Origin of the sequence: Hymenobacter terricola, from assembly GCF_017921975.2 — a bacterium.
GTDB lineage: Bacteria > Bacteroidota > Bacteroidia > Cytophagales > Hymenobacteraceae > Hymenobacter > Hymenobacter terricola.
Genome location: NZ_JAGEMO020000001.1, coordinates 33484 through 60261, shown reverse-complemented (window position 1 = coordinate 60261; position 26778 = coordinate 33484). Strand labels below are relative to the sequence as shown.

Genomic DNA, 26778 nt, shown 5'->3' with positions numbered 1-26778 from the left:
GATTAAGAATCAATTAAAACGTCGGATTGAAAAACGGCGGGCGAAACGCAAAAACGTCATGCTGAGCGGAGCCGAAGCCTCTCCGCCGCGCAGCTAATCCAATCGAATGAGTTGGTGCTGCGGGAGAGATGCTTCGGCTGCGCTCAGCATGACGTGCCTGTTTTCTCAAGCCATCCGGCCGTTACGGCCGGCCGCCCGGGCTGCCCGCCGGCGTGATGCCGCCCGGCGTAGTGGTGCCCGGCGAGGGCGTATTGGCCGGCGAGTTGATGGGGTTGCCGTTGATGGGCGTGGCAGGTTTGCGGCCGGTCGAGTCGGCCGGTTGGGCCGTGGGCCGGGGCCGGCCGGGTACTGCACCGGGCAGCGTGGTCGGCTGGGTTCTGGTCGAGTCGGTCGCTGCTTTGGTGCTGTCAGTCGGAGCGGAGCGCTGCGCCCCGGGCACAGTACCCGGTGCTCCACCGGGGCGCGCCCCAGGGTAGCCGCCCGCAGCGCCACCTGCTCCGGCTGGCCGCTGGCCACCTGCTCCGGCAGGGCGCCCGCCGCCACCGGCCGGGGCACCGCCGCCGCCGCCGGGAGCACCGCCGCCGAGGTCCATGCCCCCGCCCCCGCCTTCGCCGCCGCCTTTCAGGTCGTCGTTATTTATGCTTTTGCCGTTGCGGGTAGGGGCCACCGTGAGCTTGCCAATGCGGTAGCTGAGGTTGATTTTGAAGCTCATGTTGTGCAGCACGTTGGAGCTGCTCTGGTCCAGGAGCGGGGTGTTGACTTGGTTGCGGATGGTGATGGAGTTGGTGAAGAAGTTCTCCGCGCCAAAGCCGATGCTGCCCTTTTTCTCGGCAAAATCGCGCCGGATGCTCAGGCTGTAGATGCCGAAGCCGCTCTGGTAGCCCTGCAATTGCACCTGCTGGCCGCGGTAGAACCCGAAGGCCTGCAGGCCCCAGAATTCAGTCAGCTTATAGTTGCCAAACAGGCGGCCACTGGCCACAAAGCCCTTGTTGCTGGCGTTGTAGAGCACATCGGATACTTTGTTATTCAGCACTGCATAGTAGGCGTCCACGCCGCCGTTCAGGCTGAATTTGCCGCTGTTGATGCTGGCGAACACGCTGCCGCCGTAGGCGTCTTCCTGGCCGATGTTGTCGTAGGTAACCCGCTGCACGCCGGTGCCGACACCGTTGGCGTCAAGCTCTGGCCGGCGCACCGATTGGATGGAGCCGGTCGTGTTGCGCGCAAATACCGAGAAATTCAGGTTGGCCTTTTTGTAGAGTGTGCTGTAGCCCAACTCATAGTTGTTCGTGTATTCGGGTTTTAGGTTCGGGTTGCCCTGCGTGATGATGAGCGGGTTGGAGGCCTGAATGTTGGGGTTCAGAAATTGCAGCGAAGGGCGCTGAATGCGGCGGTTATAGGCCAGTTTCAGCACGTTGCCGTTGGCCAGCTTGCGCGAGAAGTTCACGCTGGGCACCAGCACGCCGTAGCTGGGAATGGAGACGGACCCGAGGCCGGTGTTGTAGTCGGCCGTGATGGTGGTGTACTCGTAGCGCACACCCGGCTTCAGGGTGAAGCCTTTGGGCAGGCCCAGGGTGTAGGCCGCGTAGCCGGCCGTCACGTTCTGGCGGTAGTTGAAGCCGTTGTTCAGGCCCACGCCCGCTCTGGGCACAAATTCGCCGTTGGCGCCCGTGGCCTCAAAGTAGCTGTAGTCGCTGTTCACACGACGCAGAATGTCCTTGGCTCCAAACTCCAGAATCTGCGTTTTGGCGATGGGCGACTGGTAGTCGGCCTGCACCGTGAATTCCTCGTTGGAGCTGGGGTTTTCGTTGCGCAGGCTCGGCGAGTTTGAGTCGGAGCTCAGCAGGGTGTTCGTGAAATTGTTCGTGCGGTCGTTGCGGCTGTATAGCGTCAGCAGGCTGAATTCCTGCTGCGGCTTCTCGAAGGTGTGGGTGTAGTTCAGGCTGGCGTCCACGGTGCCGGAGTTGTCCACCGTATTCACGTCGCGCAGCGAATTGCCCTGCGGTGAGTTCGAAATCGTGCGCAGGCCGTCCTGGTAGTTGTGCGAGTTGCGGGCGCCGTACGAGAGCGAAGCCGTGAGTGAATTGTGTTTGTTGATGTCGTAGTCCCAGCCCAGCACCGAGCGGCCAAAGGCTTGCTGCTGGCGCGTATCGGCCGTTTGCAGCGTGGTGTACGTGCTGGCCCCAACGGTCACGGGCAGTCCCGTGGTGGGGTCAGTGTACGTGAAGGCCGCGTTTCGGGCCGTCTGCTGGTTCGTAAAGCTGCCCGGAATGTTGTAGCCCGCCCGGCCAAAGCCGCCCAGCGAAAAGCCCATTTTGCCCGTCCGGTAGCTGCCCTGCAGGCTCAGGTTGCTGCTGCGGGTGCCCACGCTGGCATCGATGCCCAGGGTGCCGCCGCTCAGGTTGTTCTGCTTGGTAATGATGTTGATGATGCCGCCCGAACCTTCCGCGTCGTATTTGGCCGAAGGCGAGGTAATGACTTCCACGGTCTTAATCTGGTCGGCCGGAATCTGCTTCAGGGCATCCGAAATGCTGCTGGCCGCAATGGCCGAGGGCTTGTTGTTGATAAGCACCCGGATGTTGGAGCTGCCGCGCAGGCTCACGTTGCCGTCGAGGTCCACGCTCAGCAGCGGCACGCGCTTGAGCACGTCGGTGGCGTCGCCGCCGCGGGTGGTCTGGTCGTTTTCGGCGTTGTACACCGTGCGGTCCACCTTCTCTTCAATCAGGGCTTTCTGGCCGGTCACCACTACTTCGCCCAGCTTTTGGGCCGAGGCCGCCAGGGCCACCGTGCCCAGGTTCACCACGCCGTTGGCGGGCACCACCACGCCGGTGCGGTCCTCGTTTTTATAGCCCAGGAAGCTGACCTGCACTGTATAGGTGCCGGCCGGGATGCCGGGCAGCACAAATTTGCCGTCGTCGCCGCACACCCCGCCGTTCACGGAGCTATTGGTGGCGGGGTCAATTACGGACACGGTGGCGTAGGAAACCGGCTTGCCATTGGCCGCGTCGGTCACGGTGCCGGTGATGCGGCCCGCGGCGGCGCGGGGTGCCGCTGCGGCCGGGCGTGTGCCGGCCGGTGAGCCAGGTTGGCCGGCGGCTAAATGGTTGATGCCCAGCAGGACAGTCAGCAATACGGCGGTAGCCGGTAAGGTTCGTTTCATACAATTCATAACGGCCAAAGTGCCGTAGTCGGAGCCGGAGGTTGCATCCAGCAGCTTTTTTAATGGTTTAAAGCAGTATAACCGCCAGCCGGCCGAATCAGACTTGCTCTGTAGGCAAAGGTCCCGCAGATAACAGCTTTCCGGGATAGAAACTAGATTATCAAACCGTAAAACCCGACCAAGGCCTGAATTCCTTCGGTCTCAACAACCGCACTTCGCCCGCAACCGTACCTTTGTGCCGGCCCGATAATCTTTTAGCGGGTCAAGCGGTTACCCTCCGTCACTAACCCCACCGACGCCTGCTCTGATGATAGTTGAACCCGGCCCGCTCCTCGCGGCAATTGACTCGCCCGACGACCTCAAAAAGCTCGCCCCCGAGCAGCTAGTCCAACTGAGCACCGAGCTACGGGAGTTTATCATCGACTCGGTGAGCATCTACGGCGGCCACTTTGGCGCCTCCCTGGGCGTGGTCGAGCTCACGGTGGCGTTGCATTACGTGTTCAACACGCCCTACGACCAGCTGGTGTGGGACGTGGGCCACCAGGCCTACGGCCACAAAATCCTGACCGGCCGGCGCGATAAATTTCCGACCAACCGCCGCTACCACGGCATGTCGGGCTTCCCCAAGCGTAGCGAAAGCGAATACGATGCCTTCGGGGTGGGCCACAGCAGCACCAGCATTGGCGCGGCGCTGGGCATGGCCGTGGCCTCGGACTACAAAGGCGAGAAAGACCGCCAGCACATCGCCGTGATTGGCGACGGCGCCATGACGGCCGGCATGAGCTTCGAGGCTCTGAACCACGCCGGCGTGGCCAATTCCAACCTGCTGGTTATCCTCAACGACAACTGCATGAGCATCGACCCCAATGTGGGCGCGCTCAAGGAATACCTCACCGACATCACCACTTCCCGCACCTACAACAAGGTGCGCGACGAGCTGTGGAATGTGCTCGGCAAGCTCTCCAAGTTCGGCCCGAACCCCCAGCAGATTGCCCGCAAAGTGGAGGCCGCCATGAAGGCGACGCTGCTGAAGCAGAGCAACCTGTTCGAGGCCCTGAAATTCCGTTATTTCGGCCCCGTCGATGGCCACGACGTGCAGCACCTCGTCACCATCCTCAACGACCTGAAAACCATTCCCGGTCCCAAGCTGCTGCACTGCGTCACGGTGAAAGGCAAGGGCTACGCGCTGGCCGAAAAAGACCAGACGCTGTGGCACGCGCCGGGCTTGTTCGATAAAATTACCGGCGAGATTTACCGCAAAACGCCCTCTACCCCGCAGCCGCCCAAGTACCAGGACGTGTTTGGCCACACGCTGGTGGAACTGGCCGAGGCCAACGACAAAATCATGGGCGTGACGCCGGCCATGCCCTCGGGCTCGTCGCTGAACATCATGATGGCCGCCATGCCCGACCGCGCTTTCGACGTGGGCATTGCCGAGCAGCACGCCGTCACGTTCTCGGCCGGCCTGGCCACGCAGGGGCTCATTCCGTTCTGCAACATCTACTCCTCGTTCATGCAGCGGGGCTACGACCAAGTGGTGCACGACGTGGCGCTGCAAAACCTGCACGTCGTGTTCTGCCTCGACCGCGCCGGGTTTGCCGGAGCCGACGGCCCCACTCACCACGGCTGCTACGACCTGGCCTACATGCGCTGCATCCCCAACATCGTGGTTTCGGCCCCGATGAACGAGCAGGAGCTGCGCAACCTGATGTACACCGCCACCCTGCCCGAAAATGCCGGCCCGTTCAGCATCCGCTACCCGCGCGGCGAGGGCGTGATGCCCCAGTGGCGCACGCCGTTGCAGCGCGTGGCCATCGGCACGGGCCGTGTGGTGCGCGAAGGCGAAGAGGGCGGCGTGGCCATTCTCAGCATCGGCCACATCGGCAACTACGCCGTGAAAGCCACCGAAACGCTCCGCGCCGAAGGCCTTGATGCCGGCCACTACGACATGCGCTTCTGCAAGCCGCTGGACGAGGAAATGCTGCGCGACGTGGCCCGCCGCTACCGCGCCATCGTGACGGTGGAAGACGGCTGCCTGCCCGGCGGCTTCGGCTCGGCCGTGCTCGAATTCCTGGCCGACCACGGCTTCCACCTGCCCGTCGCCCGCCTCGGCATCCCCGACCGCGTGGTGGAGCACGGCACCCAGGACGAACTCTACAAAGAGTGCGGTTTCGATGCCGCCGGCATTGCCCAGGCCGTGCGCGAGCTGAGCGCCAAGGTGACCAGCGCAACGCGGGAAACGGTGTTGCGGTAACTAGAAGCGACGCTTTTTGAGACAGGAAGAAGCCCCCGTAGCTGCTGCTGCGGGGGCTTCTTGGTGGATTTGCCCGAGGCTATGAACGGTAGTGGCGCAAGGCATTGGCTGTACCTGACGATGGTATCGAGGCAAACAATAACCAGTATGGGTTGTCTTATTCGACGTCCTCGCCAGAACGTTGGCAAGGTTCACCTTTAAGCAAATTCCTAATGGCCGGCACCACCACTTCCCCCTACCCCACCACGTTCACCATCGGCGGCGCCTTCACCGTCAACCGCCTCGGCTACGGGGCCATGCGCATCACCGGCAAGGGCATTTGGGGCCCGCCGGCCAACCACGACGAATCCATCCGGGTGCTGCAGCGCGCCGTGGAGCTGGGCGTCAACTTCATCGACACTGCCGACAGCTACGGCCCCAACGTCTCGGAAGAGCTGATTGCCGAAGCGCTGTACCCTTACAAGCCGGGCCTCATCATCGGGACCAAAGGCGGCCTGTTGCGCACCGGCCCCGACCAATGGCCCGTCGATGCCAGCCCCAGGCACCTGGAGGAAGTGCTGCACGGCAGCCTCAAGCGCCTCAAGCTCGACCAGATTGACCTGTACCAGCTCCACCGCATCGACCCCAAGGTGCCGTTTGAGAATACGCTTAAGTTCCTGCAACAGGCCCAGAAAGACGGCTTGATAAAGCACATCGGCCTGTCGGAAGTCAGCGTAGCGGACATTAAAAAGGCCCGGGAGTACGTCGAAATCGTGTCGGTGCAGAACATGTACAGCGTGGATAACCGCAAGTGGGAAGCCGAGCTGGACTACACCCGCGAGCAGGGCATGGCCTTCATTCCGTGGTTCCCGCTGGCCGGCGGCAACAAAGAAGCCCTGGCCGCCCTCGACCAATTGGCCGCGAAGCACGGCGCCACCCAGCAGCAAATAGCCCTGAGTTGGCTGCTGCACCACTCGCCCAACATCCTGCTCATCCCCGGCACTTCCCAGGTAAAGCACCTGGAAGAGAACATGAAAACCGCCGATATCCAGCTCTCGCCCGAAGACATGAAGGCCTTGGACGCCATCGGTGCTTGATTCTGAGCAAGGGGCTTGATGCAATGAAAAGTCCCCGCAGCTACAGCTGCGGGGACTTTTTTATTATTCGGCACCGGCCCGTTCCCTACCGGCTCACCTTGTTCAGGACGGCGGCTACGTCCTTGGTCGAAACTTTCTGGCCGGTTTCGGCGGCCCGGTAGATGGCTGCGAGCAGCTGCACGTCGCGTAGGCCCATTTCACCGGGCACGCCGGCCCGGCCGGCCAGACCGGCACGCGCGGCCCAGGAAGGCCCGACAAAAGCAAAGGGCGGGATAATATTTTGCTAATCGAGGGTAAAAAAACAATCGATAAATTGATAATTCAAACAATTTACATTAACATTGTCCGACTTCTAGCCGAGTACAATGACCGCGCAGCAGTACTATATTTTGTGCAGAAGGAGTTAAAATGATTGTTTTAAGCTTATGAGCGCTGATTTCGGGTTTATTTAAGCGCTGCAGTTGTTCCTTCTTTCTTCTTAAGGATTGCCTTTCCAGTCTTATGAAATTGCCGGTTGTGGCCTCTCATTACACAATCGATTGTGTTTGTTCTCACCAATTCCCACCATGTTCTTTATGAAAAAGACAGTACCCAAGATGCCGGCGCTGGTAGTGCCGGTACTGCTCGGGGGCTTGTTGTTCGGGCCGACCATCGGCCTGGCATCAGCTTCGGCGCTCAACCACCCATCGGCCACCTCCCGCCGGGCGGCCGATGCCCCCGTCACGGGGCGCATTACCGATGAAAACGGCGCGGGCATTCCCGGCGTCACGGTGCTGGTGAAAGGCACCACCAAGGGCACCCAAACCGACGCCGACGGCCGCTACAGCCTGGAAGCGCCCGCCGATGCCACGCTGGTCTTCTCCTTCGTGGGCTACAAAACGCAGGAAGTTGCGGTGGGCGGCCGCAGCAGCATCGACACCCGCCTGGTGGTGAATGCCCAGGGACTGTCGGAGGTAGTGGTGGTGGGCTACCTGGCCCAGGACCGCCAGAACGTAACCAGCGCCGTGAGCAGCCTCGACGTGCAGGAAGCAACCAAAGCGCCGGTGGCTACGGCCACACAAGCCTTGCAAGGCCGCGTAGCGGGGGTGCAGGTGCAGGGCACCGGAGGGCCGGGCGATACGCCGGTTATCACCATTCGGGGCATTGGGACGCTGGGCAATGCCAGTAGCGCGCCCCTCTACATCATCGACGGGCTTTGGACGGACAATATTCGCGACCTTAATCCGAATGACATCGAAACCCTGAACGTGCTGAAAGATGCGTCCTCCACGGCCATTTACGGGTCGCGCGGGGCCAACGGCGTAATTCAGATTACCACCAAACGAGGCAAGAACGGGGCGCCCACCATTGGCATTAATGCCTACCGCGGGTTCGACAATATTTACAAGCGCTACAGCCTGACCAACGCCAGCGAGTGGGCCGACCGCGTGGTGCAGGCCTACGCCAATGCCGGCCTGAACCCGCTAAACGCCGGCCAGAACAGCTTGGCGGGCGCGGTGAAAGGCCCGGGCGGAGCGTTCAACCCCAACGTGGACACCGACTGGCAAAAGGAGTTTTTCCAGACCGGCGTCACCGAAGATTACAACCTGAGCTTTTCCGGGGGCAGCGCGGCCGACAAAACCGCAACTAATTTCCTTATCTCCGCCGATTATTTCCACCAGGAAGGCATCGTGAAGGGCCCGGATTTTCAACGCTTTAGCCTGCGTCTCAACTCGGGGCTGACCAAGGGCCGGCTGAAGTTTCAGGAAAATGCGCAGCTGACGCACATTAACACGACGCTGCTCAACGGTGGCGGCGACAGCGCGCCGTTCGTCAACGTGCTGCGGCAGCTGCCCAGCATTCCGGTGTACGACGCCGCCAACCCGGGTGGATTCGGCGTGGGCTCGACTACGCTCAACACCTTTGCCACCAATCCTGTGGGGGCCCAAGCCCTGCTGAACCGGCAGCAGAACGACAACCGCTTGGCCGGCAACGTAAGCGCCGAGTATTCCATCTTCGACTTTCTGACCTACCGCCTGAACATGGCACTGGACGGGCACCTGTATAGCAACGCCGACGCCCAGAAAGAAGGCATTCTGCGGCAAAACACGGCCATCAACACCTCTTCCTATTCTGAATTTCAAGGATACGATGCCTTTTTGCTGGCCGAGAATACTCTGAACTTTAACAAGACCTTGGGCGACAGCCACGTAAACGTGCTGCTGGGCTATTCCGAGCAGCGCAACATCATTCACAACACCGGGGCCCAGACGCAGGGCTTTGGGCAGTACGGTGGACAGTACTACTTTCAGCTGAGCGCCGGGCGAACTACGGGCGTGGTGACGGGCACCACGACCGAAAATTCCCGGCGGTCCTATTTCACTCAGGCTACTTACGATTACAAGAACCGCTACCTGGCTTCGGCGAGCTTCCGGCGCGACGGGTCTTCGCGCTTCCTGCCAGCTAACCGCTGGGGCAATTTCGGGGCCGGCTCCCTGGGCTGGCGCGTTAGCGAGGAGGACTTCTTCAAGGATGCGCTGCCGGCCGTTAGCAACCTGAAGTTGCGCGTCAGCTACGGGGTAAATGGCAACGACGGCCTGGTGGGCCCCTACGGCGGCAATTATTTGCCCTCCCCGGTGCTGGGACCCAACATCAACTACGTCGACGGCAACGGCAATATTCTGAACGCCAACGGCGCCGCGCAGATAACCCTCAGCAGCCCGGACGTGCGGTGGGAGGAACGGTACACCAAAGACGCGGGGCTGGACCTCGGCTTGCTGGGCAACCGCCTGCTGCTGTCGGCGGATTACTACATCTCCGAAACCAAAAAAGCGCTGGCGCCGGTCATTGTGCCGGTGTACTTGGGCAACTTCGGCGGCAGCGTGTACCAAAACCTGGGAAACCTGGAAAACCGGGGCTTTGAATTTGCCCTGGGCTACCACGACAACCGGAAGGCCTTCACTTACGGGGCCGATTTTACCCTGACCACGCTCAACAACAAAGTAACCGCGGTGCCCACCGAAGGCCAGTCGTTTCCGGATGCGCTCGGCCTGACCCGCACGCAGGTAGGGCAGCCGGTGGGCGAGTTTTACCTGATTCCGTTCGACGGTATTTTCCAGTCGCAAGACGAAGTGAACAGCTACAAAAATGCGAAGGGTACCATAATTCAGCCCTACGCCTCGGCCGGCGATGTGCGCTATAAGGATACCAACGGCGACGGCCGCATCGACACCAACGACCGGGTGTTTGCGGGCAGCCCCTTCCCCAAACTGCAAATGGGCCTCAACCTGACGGCGGCGTACAAGGGGGTTGATGTGTCGGTCTTCCTGCAGTCGGTAACCGGCAACTACATCTACAACGAGGCGAAACTGGCCTTGGAAAGCTACAACGGGCCGAACAACTACGAGGCCGACGTGCAGCCCTGGACGCCCCAAAACCATTCGACGACCACGCCGCGCTTGCTACAGGGCGGGGGCGCCGGCAACCTGGGCGCGGCGGCCTCGTCCAATGCCATGGCAAACACCACCCGCTGGCTGGAAAAAGGCGATTACCTGCGCCTGCGCAACATTCAGATTGGCTATACGCTCCCGAAAACGGTGATTGGCAAGGTGACCAACCTGAGCAACGTGCGGGTGTACGTGACGGGCCGCAACGTGTTCACGGTGACCAACTACTCGGGTTTCGACCCCGAAACCCCGGGCACGGAATTCTTTGGGCGCGGCATCGACTACGCCATCTACCCCAACGTGCGCACGTTCACGGGCGGTATCCAAGCCAATTTTTAACCTCTACTCCGGGCCGGTCCCCCAATGGCGGAGCTCGGAAACCAACCGTCTTAAATTCCCACTTGTATGAAAATCAGCTCCATTTCCACGCTTTTGCTGGCGGGCACCCTGCTGCTCGCCACGGGATGCCAAAAGGACTTGCTGGATAAATCGAACCCCAACGCGCCGTCCACGCTGCAGTTCTGGAAAACCTCGGACGATGCCGTTAAAGGCGTATATGCCTGCTATTCGGGCGTGCAGCAATATGCCTGCTACGGCCACTCCTGGCAGTTCATTACGGCCCGCTCCGACGAGTCGTACAGCCAGAGCCCTTTCGTGGACCTGGCCATTTTCACCCGCTTCATTCAAAACGACAACAACTTTTTCATCTCGGCTTTTGCCTGGAACGACTACTACCGGACCATTTACCGGACCAACCAGGTGTTGGCTAACGTGCCCGGCATTGCCATGGACGAAACGCTGAAAAAGCGGCTGCTGGGCGAAGCCCGGTTTGTGCGGGCGCTCATGTACTTCGACCTGGATTCGTTTTTCGGAAACGTGCCCTTGGTTCTGACCGAATCCACCATTCAAACCCGTGCGCCGCAGGCCACGCCAGCCCAGGTAGAAGCCCAGGTAATTGCCGATTTGCAGGCCGCTATCCCCGACCTGCCGCTCACCTACACCGGGGCCGACAGGGGCCGGGCCACCAAGGGCGCGGCCCAGGCCCTGCTAGCCAAGATGTACATGCAGCAGCATAAGTACCCCGAAGCTTCGGCGCTGTTCGCGCAAATCATTACTTCAAATACCTACTCGCTGGTGCCCAACTACCTCGATAACTTCACCGATGCCAACGAGAACAACAGCGAGTCGGTATTTGAGGTGCAGTACACGGGCTCGCCGCTGGACGTGGGCCAGGGCCAGGACAACGCCTCGGCTTCAGAAGCCTACGACCGGCCCAACTTCTTCGGCCCGCCCATCTATTCATTCTCCGATGTGCAGCCCCGCCGCTGGTTGCTCGACGTTTATACCGACTCGACGGTGGCCCTGGCGCCCGGCAGCACTACTAAGCACCGCATCGACCCGCGCCGCGATATTTCCATCATCAGCAGTGTGAACCCCGACCAGTTCTATGGCAAAACCTTCGCCCAGCTGGGCTACAACCCCAGCCAGCAGTACTGGCGCAAGTACCTGAATGACCGCACCCGCACCACGCCCGAAAACTTCACCTCGGGCATCAACTTCCGCGTTATTCGCTATGCCGACGTGCTACTGCTGCAAGCCGAAGCCCTGAATGAGCAAGGCCAGACGGCTGCCGCCGTGCCCCTTGTGAACCAGGTGCGACAGCGCGTGGGGCTGGCCCCGATAGTGGCCGGCAGCTACACCCAGAGTACGCTACGGCTGTCCATGCGCAACGAGCGGGGCCGCGAGCTGGCCGGCGAAGGCCAGCGCTGGTTCGACATCCTGCGCTGGGGCCTGCTGGACAACCAGACCGGCCTCAACGACCTGATAACCCGCGACGTGGACTTCAATAACTTCGTGCTGGGCAAGTCGAAGCTGCTGCCCATTCCGCAGTCTGACATCGACATCGACCCCAACGTCAAGCAGAACCCGGGGTACTAAGTTGTTAGTTGCTCGTTGTTAGTTGCTGGTCTGCACACAATATCTTGATTAACAACTAACAACTACTGGCTAACAACTAACAACTAACAACTAACAACGAGCAACTAACAACTAAGTAAAATAGTGGGTAGCTAGCCGTTCCGGGCTGCAACCTGGGGCGGCTATTCCGCCCGATGGTTGGTTTTGCCACCGACAGAAAAATGCCTCCGCAGTCCTTTCTTCTCAGAATTCCCACGTTCATGCGCACTCTTTTTCCTCGTCTTTTTCGGGCGCTCGGCTTGCTGGGGCTGCTGCTTGCGGCCGGCCGGCCGGCCCAGGCGCTGCAAGGCGCGCAGGGTGTGCACGACCCGTCCACCATCATCAAGAGCGGCAATACCTACTGGGTGTTTGCCACCGGCCAGGGCATTTACAGCATGTATTCGACCGACCTCGTGAACTGGACGCCGGGGCCGCGCGCCGTGTTTGTGAACAACGCCTACCCCAGCTGGATAAACATGCGCGTGCCCGGCTTTACGGGCAATTTCTGGGCGCCGGAATGCGTGTTTCAGAACGGTAAATACTACCTGTACTACTCCTGCTCCACGTTTGGCTCCAGGGTGTCGGCCATTGGGCTGGCCACCAACGTGACGCTGGACCCCACCAGCCCCAGCTATCAGTGGCAGGACCAGGGCGAGGTGATTTCGACCGACAACAGCAGTGCGGTGAATGCCATCGACCCGGCCATTTTCCGGGATGCCAGCAACAACCTCTGGCTGACCTACGGCTCGTACTTCGGCGGCATCCGCATCACGCAGCTCAATGCCACCACCGGCAAGCCCGTGGGCACCACGCAGGCCGCCGTGGCCAACGGCGGGGTGGAAGCCTCCTACGTGAAGCAGCACGGCAGCTGGTACTACCTGTTCATCAACCGCGGCACTTGCTGCCAGGGCACCAGCAGCACCTACTACATTCAGGTGGGCCGCTCGGCGTCGCCCACTGGCCCTTTTCTCGACAAAACCGGGGCCGACCTGAACAACAACGGCGGCTCGGTGCTGCTGAACGCCGCCGGCCGCTACATCGGGCCGGGCCACACCGGCATTTTTGAGGAAAACGGCATCACCTATTTCTCCCATCACTACTACGACGGTTACGATGCCGGCGCGCCCAAGCTGGGTATTGCCCAGCTGACCTGGGACGCCACCGACTGGCCCGTGGTAAGCCGCGACTGGGTAAGGACCGGCCGCTACGAAATTGCCACGGCCGGCAACGGCCTGGTGTGGGCGGGCGGCTGCGCCAGTGCCAGCACCATCACCCAGGCTGTGCGCACCGGCCAGGCCTGCCAGCAGTGGGATTTTACAGCCCTCGGCAACGGCAACTACAAGATTACGAATGCGCAAGGCGGCCTGGCCGCCAGCGTGGCCAACTGCTCCGATGCCAACGGGGCCCTGCTGCAACTGAGCGTCTACGCTGGCAACGACTGCCAGCAATACCACCTTGACCGGGCCAGCGACGGCACCCTCGTGTTTGCCAGCCTCAACGGCAACCGCGTGGTGGAAGTCCCCTTCGCCTCGGCCAACCCCGGCGTGCAGCTGGGCCTGTTCGACTACAACGGCTGCACCTGCCAGCACTGGAGCCTGACCAGCACGGCCCTGGCCACCGCGGCCGGCCAGCGGCTGGCGGGCGTCAGCATTTACCCGGTGCCGGCCGAGCGCGGGGCCTTCACCGTGGACCTTGGTCCCACGAAAGATGCGGAAGCCACCACGGTGCTGGTTTTCAATTTGCTGGGGCAGCCGGTGCACCGGCAAACCTACGCCCCGCAGCAAACCCGGCTGGCTGTAGCCGCTGCGTTATCACCCGGCACCTACCTGGTGCGGGTGCAGCGGGGCGAGGCGGTTGTGACCCAAAAACAAACGGTTCAGTAGGGTACAGTATAATTTAACTCACCGCTTACTCTAGCTTCGCGCATCCATCCTAAATTCCTGCTCATGATTTCAAAATGCTGTTCCGGGCTTCTGGCCGCCACATTGCCCGGCCTGTTGTTGCTGGCCGCCTGTGGGTCGAATCAATCTGCCGACCATACTGCGACCACCACGACCGCTGCCGATTCTACTAAAACAACCACTACCGCCATGCCCACATCCGCTCCTTTCGGCAAAACCACCGATGGCACCGAGGTGCAACTCTTCACCCTCCGCAATGCCAACGGCGTCACGGCCACCATCACTAACTACGCGGGCACGCTCACCAGCCTGCTGGTGCCGGACAAAAACGGCAAGCTCGGCGACGTAATCCTGGGGTTTGATGACGTGAGCGGCTACACCAGCCCGGCCTTCCGCAAGGCGAACCCCTACTTCGGGGCCCTGATTGGGCGCTACGGCAACCGCATCAAGGGCGGCAAATTCACCATCGACGGCAAAGCCTACCAGGTGGGCGTGAACAACGGCGTGAACTCGCTGCACGGCGGCAAAATCGGCTACGACCAGGTCATCTGGCAAGCCGAGCCCGGCACCTCCGCCGACGGCCAAACCCTGACGCTGAAATACCTGAGCAAGGACGGCGAAGAAGGCTACCCCGGCAACCTCAACGTGACCGTGGTGTACACCCTCACCAACGACAACGCCCTCAAAATCGACTACACGGCCACCACCGACAAGGCCACGCCCATCAACCTGACCAACCACGCCTACTTCAACCTGAACCACGGCGCGGGCAAGGACATCCTCGGCCACGAAGTAACTATTCCCGCCGACCGCTACACCGTGGTCGATGCCGGCCTGATTCCGACCGGCGAATTGAAGCCCGTGAAGGGCACACCCTTCGATTTTACCGCGCCCCACGCCATCGGTGAGCGCATCGCGCAGGTGCCCGGCGGCTACGACCACAACTGGGTGCTGAACACCGCCACCGGCCAGCACAGCGCCGCCACCGTGTACGAGCCCGTGACCGGCCGCACCCTGGAAGTGACCACCGACCAGCCCGGCATCCAGTTTTACACCGGCAACTTCCTCGACGGCAGCCTCAAAGGCAAGGGCGGCACCGTGTACGGCAAGCACGCCGGCTTCTGCCTCGAAACCCAGCACTTCCCCGACTCGCCCAACGAGCCCAGGTTCCCGAACACGATTCTGAAGCCGGGCGAGACCTTCCATTCCACCAGCACCTACACGTTTGGCGTGCGGAAATAGAGGGAGTTGAAAGAAAAAGAACGTCATGCTTATCTGGCGTCCGCGCAGTCGAAGTATCTCTACCGCTTCGCCTGAGCAGTTGCAACGAAGCGGTAGAGATGCTTCGGCTGCGCGGACGCCAGATAAGCATGACAGCCAGATTTTAAACTATCATCGATAATTAACTGTGGAACAACAAGCTGTCACTCCCGCCTACGTCATCGGCGTCGACTATGGCACCGACTCCGTGCGCGCCCTGCTGGTAGATGCCCGCACCGGCACCGAAGTCGCCCAGGCCGTGCACCACTACGCCCGCTGGAAAACCCTGCAATACTGCAACCCCGCGCACAACCAGTTCCGCCAGCACCCGCTCGACTACATCGAAGGGCTGGAGGCCGTGGTGCGCCGCGTGGCCCAAACCGTGCCCGCCGCCCAAATCGTGGGCCTGGCCGTGGACACCACCGGCTCCACGCCCGGCCCGGTAAATGCCGACGGCGTAGCCCTGGGCCTGCTGCCCGAATTCGCCAACAACCCCAACGCCCTGTTCGTGCTCTGGAAAGACCACACCGCCCTGGCCGAAGCCGCCGAAATCAACCACAAAGCCCGCACCTGGGGCGGCGAGGATTTTACCAAGTTCGAAGGCGGCATCTACTCCTCGGAGTGGTTTTGGGCGAAAATCCTGCACGTCCTGCGCGAGGACGAGGCCGTGGCCGCCGCCGCGCACTCCTGGATGGAGCACTGCGACTGGATAACGCTGCTGCTCACCGGCGGCGGGCTGGCCAGCTTCAAGCGCAGCCGCTGCGCCGCCGGCCACAAGGCCATGTGGCACGAGAGCTGGAACGGACTGCCCTCCGAGCAGTTTCTCACCCACCTCGACCCAAAACTGGCCGGTTTACGCAATCGATTATTCACCGAAACCTACACCGCCGATGAAGTAGCCGGCCACCTCTCCGAGGAATGGGCCAGCCGCCTGGGCCTCACCACCAATACTGTAGTCGCCGTGGGCTCTTTTGATGCCCACGCCGGCGCGGTGGCGGGCGAAATTGAAGCCTATTCGATGGTGAAGGTGATGGGCACCAGCACCTGCGACATCGTGGTAGCCCCCACGGCCGAAGTGGGCAGCCACCTCGTGGCCGGCATCTGCGGGCAGGTCGATGGCTCCGTGATTCCGGGCATGCTGGGGCTCGAAGCCGGGCAATCGGCCTTTGGCGACTTGCTGGCCTGGTTCCGCCAGATTCTGGAGTGGCCGCTGCACAACGTGCTTTCCCAATCGAAAGTCCTGACGCCGGAGCTGCAAGCCGCCCTGCGCGACGAAATGAGCGACGTACTGCTGGTGCAACTCAGCGAAGCCGCCGCCGCCGTCGACCCCGCCGAGTCGCACGTCCTGGCTCTCGATTGGGTGAACGGCCGCCGCACGCCCGACGCCAACCAGGCCCTGAAAGGTGCTCTGATGAACCTCACGATGGGCACCAATGCCCCCCAGATTTTCCGGGCGCTGGTGGAGGCCATCTGCTACGGCTCGAAGCAAATCGTGGAGCGGTTTGAGGCTGAAGGCATTCCCATAAAGCAGGTTATCGGCATCGGCGGGGTGGCCAAAAAGTCGAAGTTCGTGATGCAGACCCTGGCCGATGTGCTGGACCGGCCCATCAAAATCGCGGTATCGGAGCAAGCCCCGGCCCTGGGCGCGGCCATTTATGCCGCCGTCGCCGCGGGCATTCAGCCCGATGTGCTAGCTGCCCAGAAGGCCATGGGCAGCGGCTTTGCCGAAACCTACACGCCCAACCCCGCCCGCGTGGCCGACTACGCGGCCCGCTACGCGCAGTACCAGGCCTTCGGGCGCTTCGTGGAAAGCGCGACGGTAAGCGAGCAGGAAAGCGGAGCAAAAGACCGTCATGCTGAGCTTGCCGAAGCATCTCTACCGCAACAGTAAATCAATCGCTGCAACGGCGTGGTAGTGATGCTTCGGCAAGCTCAGCATGACGTTCAGGGTTAGTAATCAAATCAATGAGCCAACATCAAGACCTGAAACAGGCGTGTTATGATGCCAACATGCAGCTGCCCAAACTAGGGCTGGTGCTCTTTACCTTCGGCAACGCCAGCGTGGTGGACCGCGAGAAGCGCGTGTTCGCCATCAAGCCCAGCGGCGTGCCGTATGAGCTGCTGAAGCCGGAGGACATCGTCATTCTCGATTTCGCCAACAACGTGCTGGAAGGGGAGAAGCGCCCCTCGTCCGATACCAAAACCCACGCCGTGCTCTACAGCCACTGGGAGCACATCGGCGGCATCGTGCACACGCACAGCACCTACGCCACCGCCTGGGCCCAGGCCCAGCTCGATATTCCCATCCTCGGCACCACCCACGCCGACCACCTTACCGCCGACGTGCCCTGCGCCCCGCCGATGGACGACGCCATGATTGCCGGCGACTACGAGCACCAGACCGGCTGGCAAATAATGAACGAATTCCAGCGCCGCGGCCTCTCGCCCACGGAAGTGGAAATGGTGCTGCTGGCCAACCACGCGCCCTTCACCTGGGGCAAAACCGTGGAAAAAGCCGTGTACAACAGCGCCGTACTCGAGGAAATAGCCCGCATGGCCTATCTCAGCTGCACGTTGCGGCCGGGAGTGCCGCGCCTGAAAGAGGCCCTGATTCGCAAGCACTACGAGCGCAAGCACGGCGCCGCATCTTACTACGGGCAGTCGTGATGTAGCGCGGACTTTGTAGTCCGCGCGTTGCCCGCATACCCCGGCCGCCCCGGCCGTTTCCTTAACTCCACCTTACGCGCGGACTACAGAGTCCGCGCTGCTCCTCATGATTGACCTCACCCATTACGAAGCCTGGTTCATCACCGGCACCCAGCACCTTTACGGCCCCGAAACCCTCGAAGAAGTGGCCCGCCACTCGCAGGGAATCGCCAAAGAGCTGGGCACCAAGCTGCCCATCAAAATCGTCTACAAGCCCATTCTGAAAACCCCGCAGGAGATTTACAAGCTCATGCAGGAAGCCAATACCACCGAAAACTGTGTGGGCCTGATTGCCTGGATGCACACGTTTTCGCCCGCGAAAATGTGGATTAACGGCCTGAAAATCCTGCAAAAGCCGCTGGCGCATTTGCACACGCAGTTCAACCGCGACATTCCGTGGGCCGACATCGACATGGACTTCATGAACACCAACCAATCGGCGCACGGCGACCGGGAGTTTGGCTTCATCGGCGCCCGGATGCGCCTCCGGCGCAAGGTAATTGTGGGCCACTGGCAGAGCGCGGCGGTGCACGAGCGCCTCAGCATCTGGAGCCGCGTGGCCTCGGCCTGGGCCGACTGGCAGGGCGCAAAATTTGTCCGCTTCGGCGACAACATGCGCTACGTGGCCGTGACCGAAGGCGACAAAGTGGAAGCCGAAATCAAGTTTGGCTACGAAGTGAACACCTACGGCATCGGCGATTTGGTGGCCGTGGTGAACGAGGTGAGCGCCAGCCAGATTGACGAGCTGCTGAACACCTACGAGCAGGAATACGAGCTGGCCGACGACCTGAAAGCCGGCGGCGCGCAGCGCAACAGCCTGCGCGAAGCCGCCCGCATCGAGGCCGGCATGCGCAAGTTCCTGCAGGACAAGGGTGCCAAAGGCTTCACCGACACCTTTGAGGACCTGCACGGGCTGGCACAGCTGCCCGGCATCGCCACGCAGCGGCTGATGGCGGAAGGCTACGGCTTCGGTGGCGAGGGCGACTGGAAAACCTCGGCCCTGGTGCGCGCCATGAAGGTGATGGGGGCGGGCCTGCCCGGCGGCAACTCCTTCATGGAGGACTACACCTACCATTTCGAGCCCGGCAACGAGCAGGTTTTGGGCTCGCACATGCTGGAAATCTGCCCGAGCATCGCCGAAGGCAAGGTACGTGTGGAAGTGCACCCCCTGGGCATCGGCGGCAAGGCCGACCCGGCTCGCCTGGTGTTCAACTGCCCCGCCGGCCCGGCCCTGAACGCCACCATTGTGGACCTCGGCAACCGCTTCCGCATGATTGTGAACGAAGTAACGGCCGTGCTCCCCGCCGCCGACCTGCCCCGGCTCCCCGTGGCCCGCGTGCTCTGGAAAGTGCAGCCCGACCTGGCCACCGGCGCGGCCGCCTGGATACTGGCCGGCGGCGCCCACCACACCGGCTATAGCCAAACCCTCACCGCCGAATACCTGGAGGATTTTGCCGAAATAGCCGGTATTGAGTTCGTGATTATCGACGCTGATACCAAGCTGCGCACCTTCAAAAACGAGCTGCGGTACAACGAAGTAGCTTTTCGGGGTTAACAGAACGTCATGCTTCGGCTACGCGAATGCCAGATAAGCACGACGTTCAACGGGCGCCTTTGACTGGCACGAGTTACGCTCCGCTAAACCCGCGCCAGTGCAGAGCTATAATATTCTGACAATTCATCAATTCCCACCCATGATGACCGTTTCCACATCCCGATTCCTGTTTGGAGCCGCGAGCCTGGCCCTAACCACCGCGCTGGCGGGCGGCGTGGCCCGCGCCCAAACCGGCGCCCCCGCCACCCTCACCGTGCAGGTGAACAAGTCCGGCGCGGCCGTGCCCAAAAATATGTACGGCCTGTTTTTCGAGGATATCAACTTTGCGGCCGACGGCGGGCTGTACCCTGAGCTGGTGAAGAACAAGTCCTTCGAAACCGACGACCATCTCATTGGCTGGAAGGCCATTCGGGGCGCGGCCGGGCTGGAAAGCTATGTCGTGTCGAGCGACCAGCCCATCAGCAATGCCAACAACCACTTCCTGCGCCTGAGCGCCAAAACGGCCGGCCCCGATGCGGGCTTTGTGAACGAGGGCTTCCGGGGCATGGGCGTGAAAGAAGGCGCGGAATACACGTTTTCGATGTATGCCCGGCGCGGCCCTGGCAGCGTGAACGGCCTGGCCGTGACGCTGGAAGAGCCCGGCCGGGGCAACGGCCCCGAAACGCCCGGCTCGGGCCGCACCCTGGCCCAGGCCCAAATCACGGGCCTCACCGGCGAGTGGAAGAAGTATTCGGTGGTGCTGAAGCCCACGGCCACGGCCGCCCATGGCCGCCTCAAAATCGTGCTCGATGGGGCCGGCACGGCCGATATCGACGTGGTATCGCTCTTCCCGAAGGACACGTACATGAAGCGCGAAAACGGCCTGCGGCCCGACCTCGTGCAGCTGCTCAAGGACATGAAGCCGGGCTTCCTGCGCTTCCCCGGCGGCTGCATCGTGGAGGGCATCACGCTCGACAACCGCTACCAGTGGAAGGAAACCATTGGCGACGTGGCCGCGCGCAAGCCCATGATTAACCGCTGGAACAAGGAGTTCAAGCACCGCTATACGCCTGATTACTACCAGTCGTTCGGGCTGGGCTTCTTCGAATATTTCCAGCTTTCGGAGGACATTGGGGCCGAGCCCCTGCCGATTCTGAACGTGGGCATGGCCTGCCAGTTCAACTCGGCCGAGCTGGCCCCGATTAGCAGCGCGGCCAAGGGCCCGAACGCGGCCGGAGCGGGCGACGAGCCCACGCTCGACACCTTCATCCAGGACGCACTGGACCTCGTGGAATTTGCCAACGGCCCGGCCAGCAGCCCCTGGGGCGCCAGGCGCGTGGCCATGGGCCATCCCGCACCCTTCAACCTCAAGATGATTGGCATTGGCAACGAGCAGTGGGGGCAGCAGTACCTGGAGCGCTACGAGCCGTTTGCCAGGGCGCTGAAGGCGAAGTACCCCAACATGCAGATTGTGAGCAGCGCCGGGCCGTCCCCGTCCGGCGAGCTGTTCGACAAAGCCACGCTGAAGCTGCGCGGGCTGAAGGCCGAGTACATCGACGAGCACTACTATGCCAAGCCCGACTGGTTCCGCCAGAATGTGGGCCGCTACGACAATTACCCCCGCACCGGCTCCAAAATTTTCGCCGGTGAGTACGCCGCCCAAAGCGTGGCCATCGCCAGCCCCGACAACAAGAACACCTGGGATTGCGCCATCTCGGAAGCCGCGTTTATGACCGGCCTGGAGCGCAACGCCGACGTGGTGGCCATGGCCTCCTACGCGCCCATGCTGGCCCACGTCGATGCCTGGCAGTGGACCCCGAACCTGATTTGGTTCGATAACCTGAGCTCCTATGGCACGGTAGATTATTACGTGCAGCAGCTTTTCAGCCAGAACAAGGGCACCATCATGCTGCCCGTGCAGCTGCCCGGCAACGCCAAAAACGGCAGCGACAACCTCTTCGCCAGCGCCGTGGCCGACGATGCGGCCGGCGACATCGTGGTGAAGCTGGTGAACTACTCCCCCGCGCCCCGCGCCGTAAAAATCAACCTGGCCGGGGCCAAAGGCGTGGCCAAAACCGGCCGCGCCCAAACCATGGCCAGCGCCGATTTGGACACCCAGAACAGCCTGCAGGAACCCAGGAAGCTGACGCCGCAGGACTCGACGTTTCCCGTGGCCGGCTCGGCGGTGAGCTACACGCTGGCCCCCAATTCCTTCACGGTGTTGCGGGTGAAAGCCAGGCGCTAAGCAGGAGGGAGTGGCCGGCTGTTCCCCTTTTTGGGGTGGCTTAACACAATCGTTTGTGTTAGTGCATTGTATTGGTTTTCAGTTTGAATCAGAAATAGCTCATGGATAATGCTTTTACTTCCGTGGTAACCCGTTCTATTGCCGCTTTGGCGCAGCGGCCGGGCCGGGACTTTAAGCCTGCCCGCTGGGCCGGCCGGCTGCTGGCGCTGGCGCTGCTGGTGGGCTCGCTGACGCCGGCGCGGGCCTTGCAAGGGGCCTGGGGCGCGCACGACCCGTCCACCATCGTGAAGCGCAACGGCGTGTACCACGTCTGGACCACGGGCAACCAGATTTACCACATCATCAGCACCGATTTGGTGAACTGGACGGCGGCGCCCACCGTGTTTGCGGCCGGCAGCTTTCCGGGCTGGGTGAATACCTACGTGCCCGGTTTCGGCGGCAATTTCTGGGCCCCGGAGTGCGTGTTTATGAACGGGCGCTACTACATGTACTACTCCTGCTCGCTGGGCGGACGGGCCAGCGCCATCGGCGTGGCCACCAGCCCCGACCTCGCCACCTGGACCGACCAGGGCATGGTGGTGTATTCCGACAACAGCACGGCCTATGGTTGCATCGACCCCGACGTGTTTGCCGGCGCCAACGGCAACTACTGGATGACCTTCGGCTCGCATCTCACCGGCATCTGGATGGCCCGGATTGACTCTGCCACCGGCAAGCGCACCGGCAATTCCGTGCTCAAAAACGTGGCCGGCGCCAGCCCCTACTGCGAAAACGAGGCTTCGTACATGATGCCGCACGGCGGCTACTACTACCTGTTCTATAACAAGGGCGTTTGCTGCGCGGGCGCGTACGTGGTGCGCATTGCCACGGCCGACGGTGTGGCCACGCGTAAGCTGCTCACGCTGTAGTTTCGGCGCTGCCTGGCTGCTTCGTTTTGCTATGAATAAACTACATAAATCGGTGCTGGTGGGGTTGCTGTGCGTAACGGCCGGCCCCGCCTTGGCCCAAAAAGCCGCCCCCCAAACCGACTTCCACCGGTGGGCCGCCACGCCGCCCATGGGCTGGAACAGCTGGGACTGCTACGGCCCCACCGTGGCCGAAGCCGAGGTGAAGGCTAATGCCGACTATATGGCCAAAAACCTCAAAAGCAGCGGCTGGGAGTACGTGGTGGTGGATATTCGCTGGTACGTGGGCAACGACACGGCCCACGGCTACAACGAGAAAAACCCCGATTTCAACCTTGATGCTTATGGCCGCTTCATCCCGGCGGTGAACCGGTTTCCATCGGCGGCGGGCGGCAAGGGCTTCAAGCCGCTGGCTGACTATCTGCACGCGAAGGGGCTGAAATTTGGCATTCACATCATGCGCGGCGTGCCGGTGATGGCGGTGCAGCGCCGGCTGCCCATCCTCGGCACCAAGCTCACGGCGGCCGACATTTACTCGAAGGAGGGCCAGGCCCGCTGGCTGCACGATATGTACACCGTGAAAGCCGGTCCCGGCGCGCAGGAATACTACGATTCGCTGTTCAAGCTCTACGCCTCGTGGGGGCTGGATTTCGTGAAAGTCGATGACCTTTCGGAGCCTTACCATAAGCCGGAAGTCGAGATGATTCGGCGGGCCATTGACAAGTCGGGCCGCCGGATTGTATTCAGCACCTCGCCCGGCGAAACGCCGATTGCGGAAGCCGCGCACGTGGCGGCCCACGCCAATATGTGGCGCACCGTGGGCGACTTCTGGGATAGCTGGGAGCAGCTGAAGGAGCATTTCGAGGTCTGCAACCGCTGGGCGCCCTACATCCAGCCCGGTGCTTTTCCCGATGCGGACATGCTGCCGCTGGGCCGCCTGGGCATCCGCGCCGAGCGGGGCGACGACCGCCAAACCCGCTTCAACCCCGACGAGCAGCGCACGCTGATGACGCTCTGGAGCATCTTCCGCTCCCCGCTGATGTTCGGCGGCGACCTGCCCAGCACCAGCGCCGCCACGCTGGCTTTATTGACCAACAAAAACGTGCTGGCCGTGAACCGCCACAGCATCTGCAACCGCCAGCTTTTCCGCCACGGCGACCTTGTGGCCTGGACCGCCGACGACCCCGCCACCGGCGACAAATTTCTGGCTCTTTTCAACGCCCAGGACCAGGAACTGGTGCCCGAAAGCGCCGCTGCCTGGGCTAGTGGGCTGATAAATCGTCAAACATCAAGTCAGACTGCCGAGGTCAACATCACCGGCGCCACCAAGCTCTACCTGAACGTGCGCAACGGCGGCGACGGCACCGCCTGGGACCACGCCGACTGGCTGGACCCCACCCTTAGCAGTCGCGAAAAAGTAGTGCCGCTCACCACGCTGCCATGGCGCAGCGCCGGCGCCGGCTGGGGCAAGCCGACGGTGGACAAAAGCGTATCGGGCGCGCCGCTGCTGGTGGCGGGCCGGAAATACGAAACCGGCATCGGCACGCACGCCAACTCCATCATTGAGTACGACCTACCGGCCGGCTACACGCGCTTCACTACCTCGGTGGGCCTCGACCAGGCCGGAGCGGCCCAGAACGCCGGCGGCACCCTCAATTTCCTGGTCTTCACCAAAAGCCCGTTCCAGCCCGCGCCCGCTGATTCGGTGCGCGTGCCGGTGCCGCTGAAGGAGCTGGGAATTACGACCGGGGCTACCGTGCAGGACCTGTGGACGGGCCGGGATTTGGGTAAATTGACGGGAGAATTTGCGCCTTATATTCGGCGACACGGCGCGGGCCTGTACCGGATTTCAACTACCAGAAAATAATGACAGCCATGGCGTATTTGAAGAATGTTATGCTGGTGTTGGGCGTGAGCAGCGCTCTGCCCGCCCCGGCCCAGCAACGCAGCGATTACCCCATCCAGGCCGTCCCTTTCACCAAGGTGAAGCTGACGGACAGCTTCTGGCTGCCGCGCCTGAAAATTAACACCGACGTCACCATTCCGGCCTCCTTCGCCCGGTGCGAAGCCACCAACCGGGTGAAAAACTTCGAGATGGCGGCGGCCCACAGCGGCAAGTTTGCCACCACCTTTCCCTTCGATGACACCGACATTTACAAGACCATCGAAGGCGCGTCGTACTCGCTGAGCGTGTACCCCGATGCCAAGCTGGAGGCCTACATCGACGGGCTGATTGCGAAGGTGGGCGCGGCCCAGGAGCCCGACGGCTACCTCTACACCGCCCGCACCATCGACCCCGCGCACCCGCACCCGTGGTCCGGCCCCGAGCGCTGGGTGAACGAGCGCGAGATGAGCCACGAGCTCTACAATTCCGGCCATCTCTACGAGTCGGCCGTGGCGCACTACGAAGCCACCGGCAAGAAAACCTTGCTCAATATCGCGCTCAAAAATGCTGACCTGGTGTGCGCCGTTTTCGGCCCCGGCAAGCGCACCGTCGCGCCCGGCCACGAAATCGTGGAAATGGGCCTCGTGAAGCTCTACCGCGTCACGGGCAAGCCCGAGTACCTGAGCACGGCGAAGTTTTTCATCGAGGCCCGCGGCAAGTACGCCGGCTACGATGCCAAGAGCCGCGACCCCTTCAGAAATGGCTCCTACTGGCAGGACGACAAGCCCGTGTACGCCCAGAACGAAGCCGAAGGCCACGCCGTGCGCGCCGAATACCTGTATTCCGCAATGGCGGACGTGGCCGCCCTCACCGGCGATAAAAAAATGCTGACCGCCGTGGATACCATCTGGAATAACCTGGTGGCCAAGAAGTTTTACGTGACGGGCGGCACCGGCGCGGTGCCCGGCGGCGAGCGGTTTGGGGCCAACTACGAGTTGCCCAACGCCACGGCCTACAACGAAACCTGCGCCTCGGTGGCCGACGTGTACTGGAACCAGCGCATGTTCCAGCTCCACGGCGATGCGAAGTATGTGGACGTGATGGAAAAGGTGCTCTACAACGGCCTGATTTCCGGCGTGGGCCTCGACGGCAAGACTTTTTTCTACTCGAACGCCATGCAGATTAAGAGCAGCGCCAGCTTCCCGCAAACCGAGCCGGCGCGGGCGGGCTGGTTTGAATGCTCGTGCTGCCCCACCAACCTGGCCCGGCTCATGCCCGCGCTGCCCGGCTACGTCTACGCCCGGAAGGACCAGGATTTGTACGTCAACCTCTTCGTGAGCGGCCGCACCGATTTGAGCATCGGCAAACAGAAAGTCAGCATCACCCAGCAGAACAATTACCCCTGGGACGGCGGCCTGAAATTCACCGTGAACCCCGCTACTGCTACCGATTTCACCATGCTGGTGCGCATCCCCGGCTGGGCCCGCAACGAGGCCATGCCCTCGAATCTGTACACGTTTGCCGCGCCGTCCGGCCAGGCGGCCACGCTCAAAATCAACGGCAAGCCGGTGGCCTACACCCTGCGCAACGGCTACGCCGTGCTGGCCCGCAAATGGCATAAAGGCGACGTAATCGACCTGACTTTGCCCATGGAAGTACGCCGCGTGCTGGCCAACGCCAAGGTGAAAGACGACCTCGGCAAAGTGGCCTTGCAGCGCGGCCCGGTCATCTATTGCGCCGAGTGGACGGACAACAAGGGCAAAACCAGCAACCTCATTGTGCCGGCTAATACGGCCTTCACCGCCACCTACCAGCCCGGTTTGCTGAACGGCGTGATGACCCTGACGGCCCAGGTGCCCGCCGTGGAAGTGGACGCCAGCGCCACCGCCATTCGCACCGTGCCCCAGACGCTCACGGCCATCCCGTACTACGCCTGGGCCAACCGCGGCAAGGGCGAAATGACCGTCTGGTTCCCCGAGCGCATCACCGATGTGGACCTGCTCAGCCAGCCGCCCGCCACGGAAGTAACGCTGCCGAAGTAGCAGCTCCAGAAGTTGTTTGTTGTGCCCTTTGGCCCGGTTTCGCTTTGACCGGGCCGAAGGGCATTGCTATGCCCGCGCGTTTGGCCGGGCAGCTTCTGAGCGGGGTAACCATTCAGCGCAGCGCCACAGGGCACTGCTGCGGGGCTTGCCTGCAATGCACAGACTCCAGAAGGCTGTTCTGGGCTGATAGAGGGAAATATGCGGCGGTAGGACAGAGCAGTTTTGTTATTAGCTAATGCGTTGATTTTGGATTTTTATCATATACACCTGATGCCGTTAATCTGCTCGCTGGAATGTGCAACGAGTTTGTGATTAGCCGTTCTTGACTTACTTTGTATTAAATCAGCTTATTACCTTGTATAATACTTATACAAAATGAGCTGCTAAGCGTTTTCGCGCCTAACCAAGCTGCTATTGGTAATATAAACTTAA

General features: G+C 61.8%; 14 protein-coding genes. 13 read left to right on the top strand and 1 reads right to left on the bottom strand.

The window, feature by feature from the left end:
* Positions 1-181 precede the first annotated feature (181 nt).
* A complete protein-coding gene (locus tag J4G38_RS00175) occupies positions 182-3157 on the bottom strand; it encodes a TonB-dependent receptor domain-containing protein (RefSeq protein ID WP_210520042.1) in 2976 nt (991 codons plus the stop codon).
* Positions 3158-3464: 307 nt separating this feature from the next.
* Here J4G38_RS00175 and dxs point away from each other — a divergent pair, with 307 nt between their 5' ends.
* From dxs to J4G38_RS00110, 13 genes are all read left to right on the top strand, one after another.
* On the top strand, positions 3465-5411 hold the full coding sequence (gene dxs / locus J4G38_RS00170; protein ID WP_210520040.1) for a 1-deoxy-D-xylulose-5-phosphate synthase: 1947 nt from the start codon (positions 3465-3467) through the stop codon (positions 5409-5411).
* 212 nt (positions 5412-5623) lie between these two features.
* Entirely contained in the window at positions 5624-6487 is an 864-nt protein-coding gene (locus J4G38_RS00165) for an aldo/keto reductase (protein WP_210520038.1), read from the top strand.
* Positions 6488-7062: 575 nt separating this feature from the next.
* On the top strand, positions 7063-10251 hold the full coding sequence (locus J4G38_RS00160) for a SusC/RagA family TonB-linked outer membrane protein (RefSeq protein ID WP_210520036.1): 3189 nt from the start codon (positions 7063-7065) through the stop codon (positions 10249-10251).
* 66 nt (positions 10252-10317) lie between these two features.
* A complete protein-coding gene (locus J4G38_RS00155) occupies positions 10318-11850 on the top strand; it encodes a RagB/SusD family nutrient uptake outer membrane protein (RefSeq protein ID WP_210520034.1) in 1533 nt (510 codons plus the stop codon).
* Between the two features lie 239 nt (positions 11851-12089).
* Positions 12090-13751 carry a family 43 glycosylhydrolase gene (locus J4G38_RS00150; RefSeq protein WP_210520032.1) on the top strand — a complete coding sequence of 554 codons (1662 nt, stop codon included), beginning with the start codon at positions 12090-12092 and terminating at the stop codon, positions 13749-13751.
* Between the two features lie 207 nt (positions 13752-13958).
* Complete coding sequence (locus J4G38_RS00145) at positions 13959-15011, top strand: aldose epimerase family protein (protein WP_210520030.1); 1053 nt, start codon at positions 13959-13961, stop codon at positions 15009-15011.
* 166 nt (positions 15012-15177) lie between these two features.
* Positions 15178-16920 carry a ribulokinase gene (locus tag J4G38_RS00140; RefSeq protein WP_210520028.1) on the top strand — a complete coding sequence of 581 codons (1743 nt, stop codon included), beginning with the start codon at positions 15178-15180 and terminating at the stop codon, positions 16918-16920.
* Positions 16921-16994: 74 nt separating this feature from the next.
* A complete protein-coding gene (locus J4G38_RS00135) occupies positions 16995-17696 on the top strand; it encodes an L-ribulose-5-phosphate 4-epimerase (protein WP_210520026.1) in 702 nt (233 codons plus the stop codon).
* Between the two features lie 106 nt (positions 17697-17802).
* Entirely contained in the window at positions 17803-19290 is a 1488-nt protein-coding gene (gene araA / locus J4G38_RS00130) for an L-arabinose isomerase (protein WP_210520024.1), read from the top strand.
* A 139-nt stretch (positions 19291-19429) separates the two neighbouring features.
* On the top strand, positions 19430-21514 hold the full coding sequence (locus J4G38_RS00125; RefSeq protein WP_210520021.1) for an alpha-L-arabinofuranosidase C-terminal domain-containing protein: 2085 nt from the start codon (positions 19430-19432) through the stop codon (positions 21512-21514).
* 122 nt (positions 21515-21636) lie between these two features.
* On the top strand, positions 21637-22422 hold the full coding sequence (locus J4G38_RS00120; protein WP_210520019.1) for an arabinan endo-1,5-alpha-L-arabinosidase: 786 nt from the start codon (positions 21637-21639) through the stop codon (positions 22420-22422).
* 31 nt (positions 22423-22453) lie between these two features.
* Positions 22454-24286: an NPCBM/NEW2 domain-containing protein gene (locus tag J4G38_RS00115; RefSeq protein ID WP_210520017.1), complete on the top strand. Its 1833-nt coding sequence runs from the start codon at positions 22454-22456 to the stop codon at positions 24284-24286.
* Entirely contained in the window at positions 24286-26346 is a 2061-nt protein-coding gene (locus J4G38_RS00110; protein WP_226163026.1) for a glycoside hydrolase family 127 protein, read from the top strand. The genes J4G38_RS00115 and J4G38_RS00110 overlap by 1 nt, the downstream gene beginning before the upstream one ends.
* Positions 26347-26778: the final 432 nt, after the last annotated feature.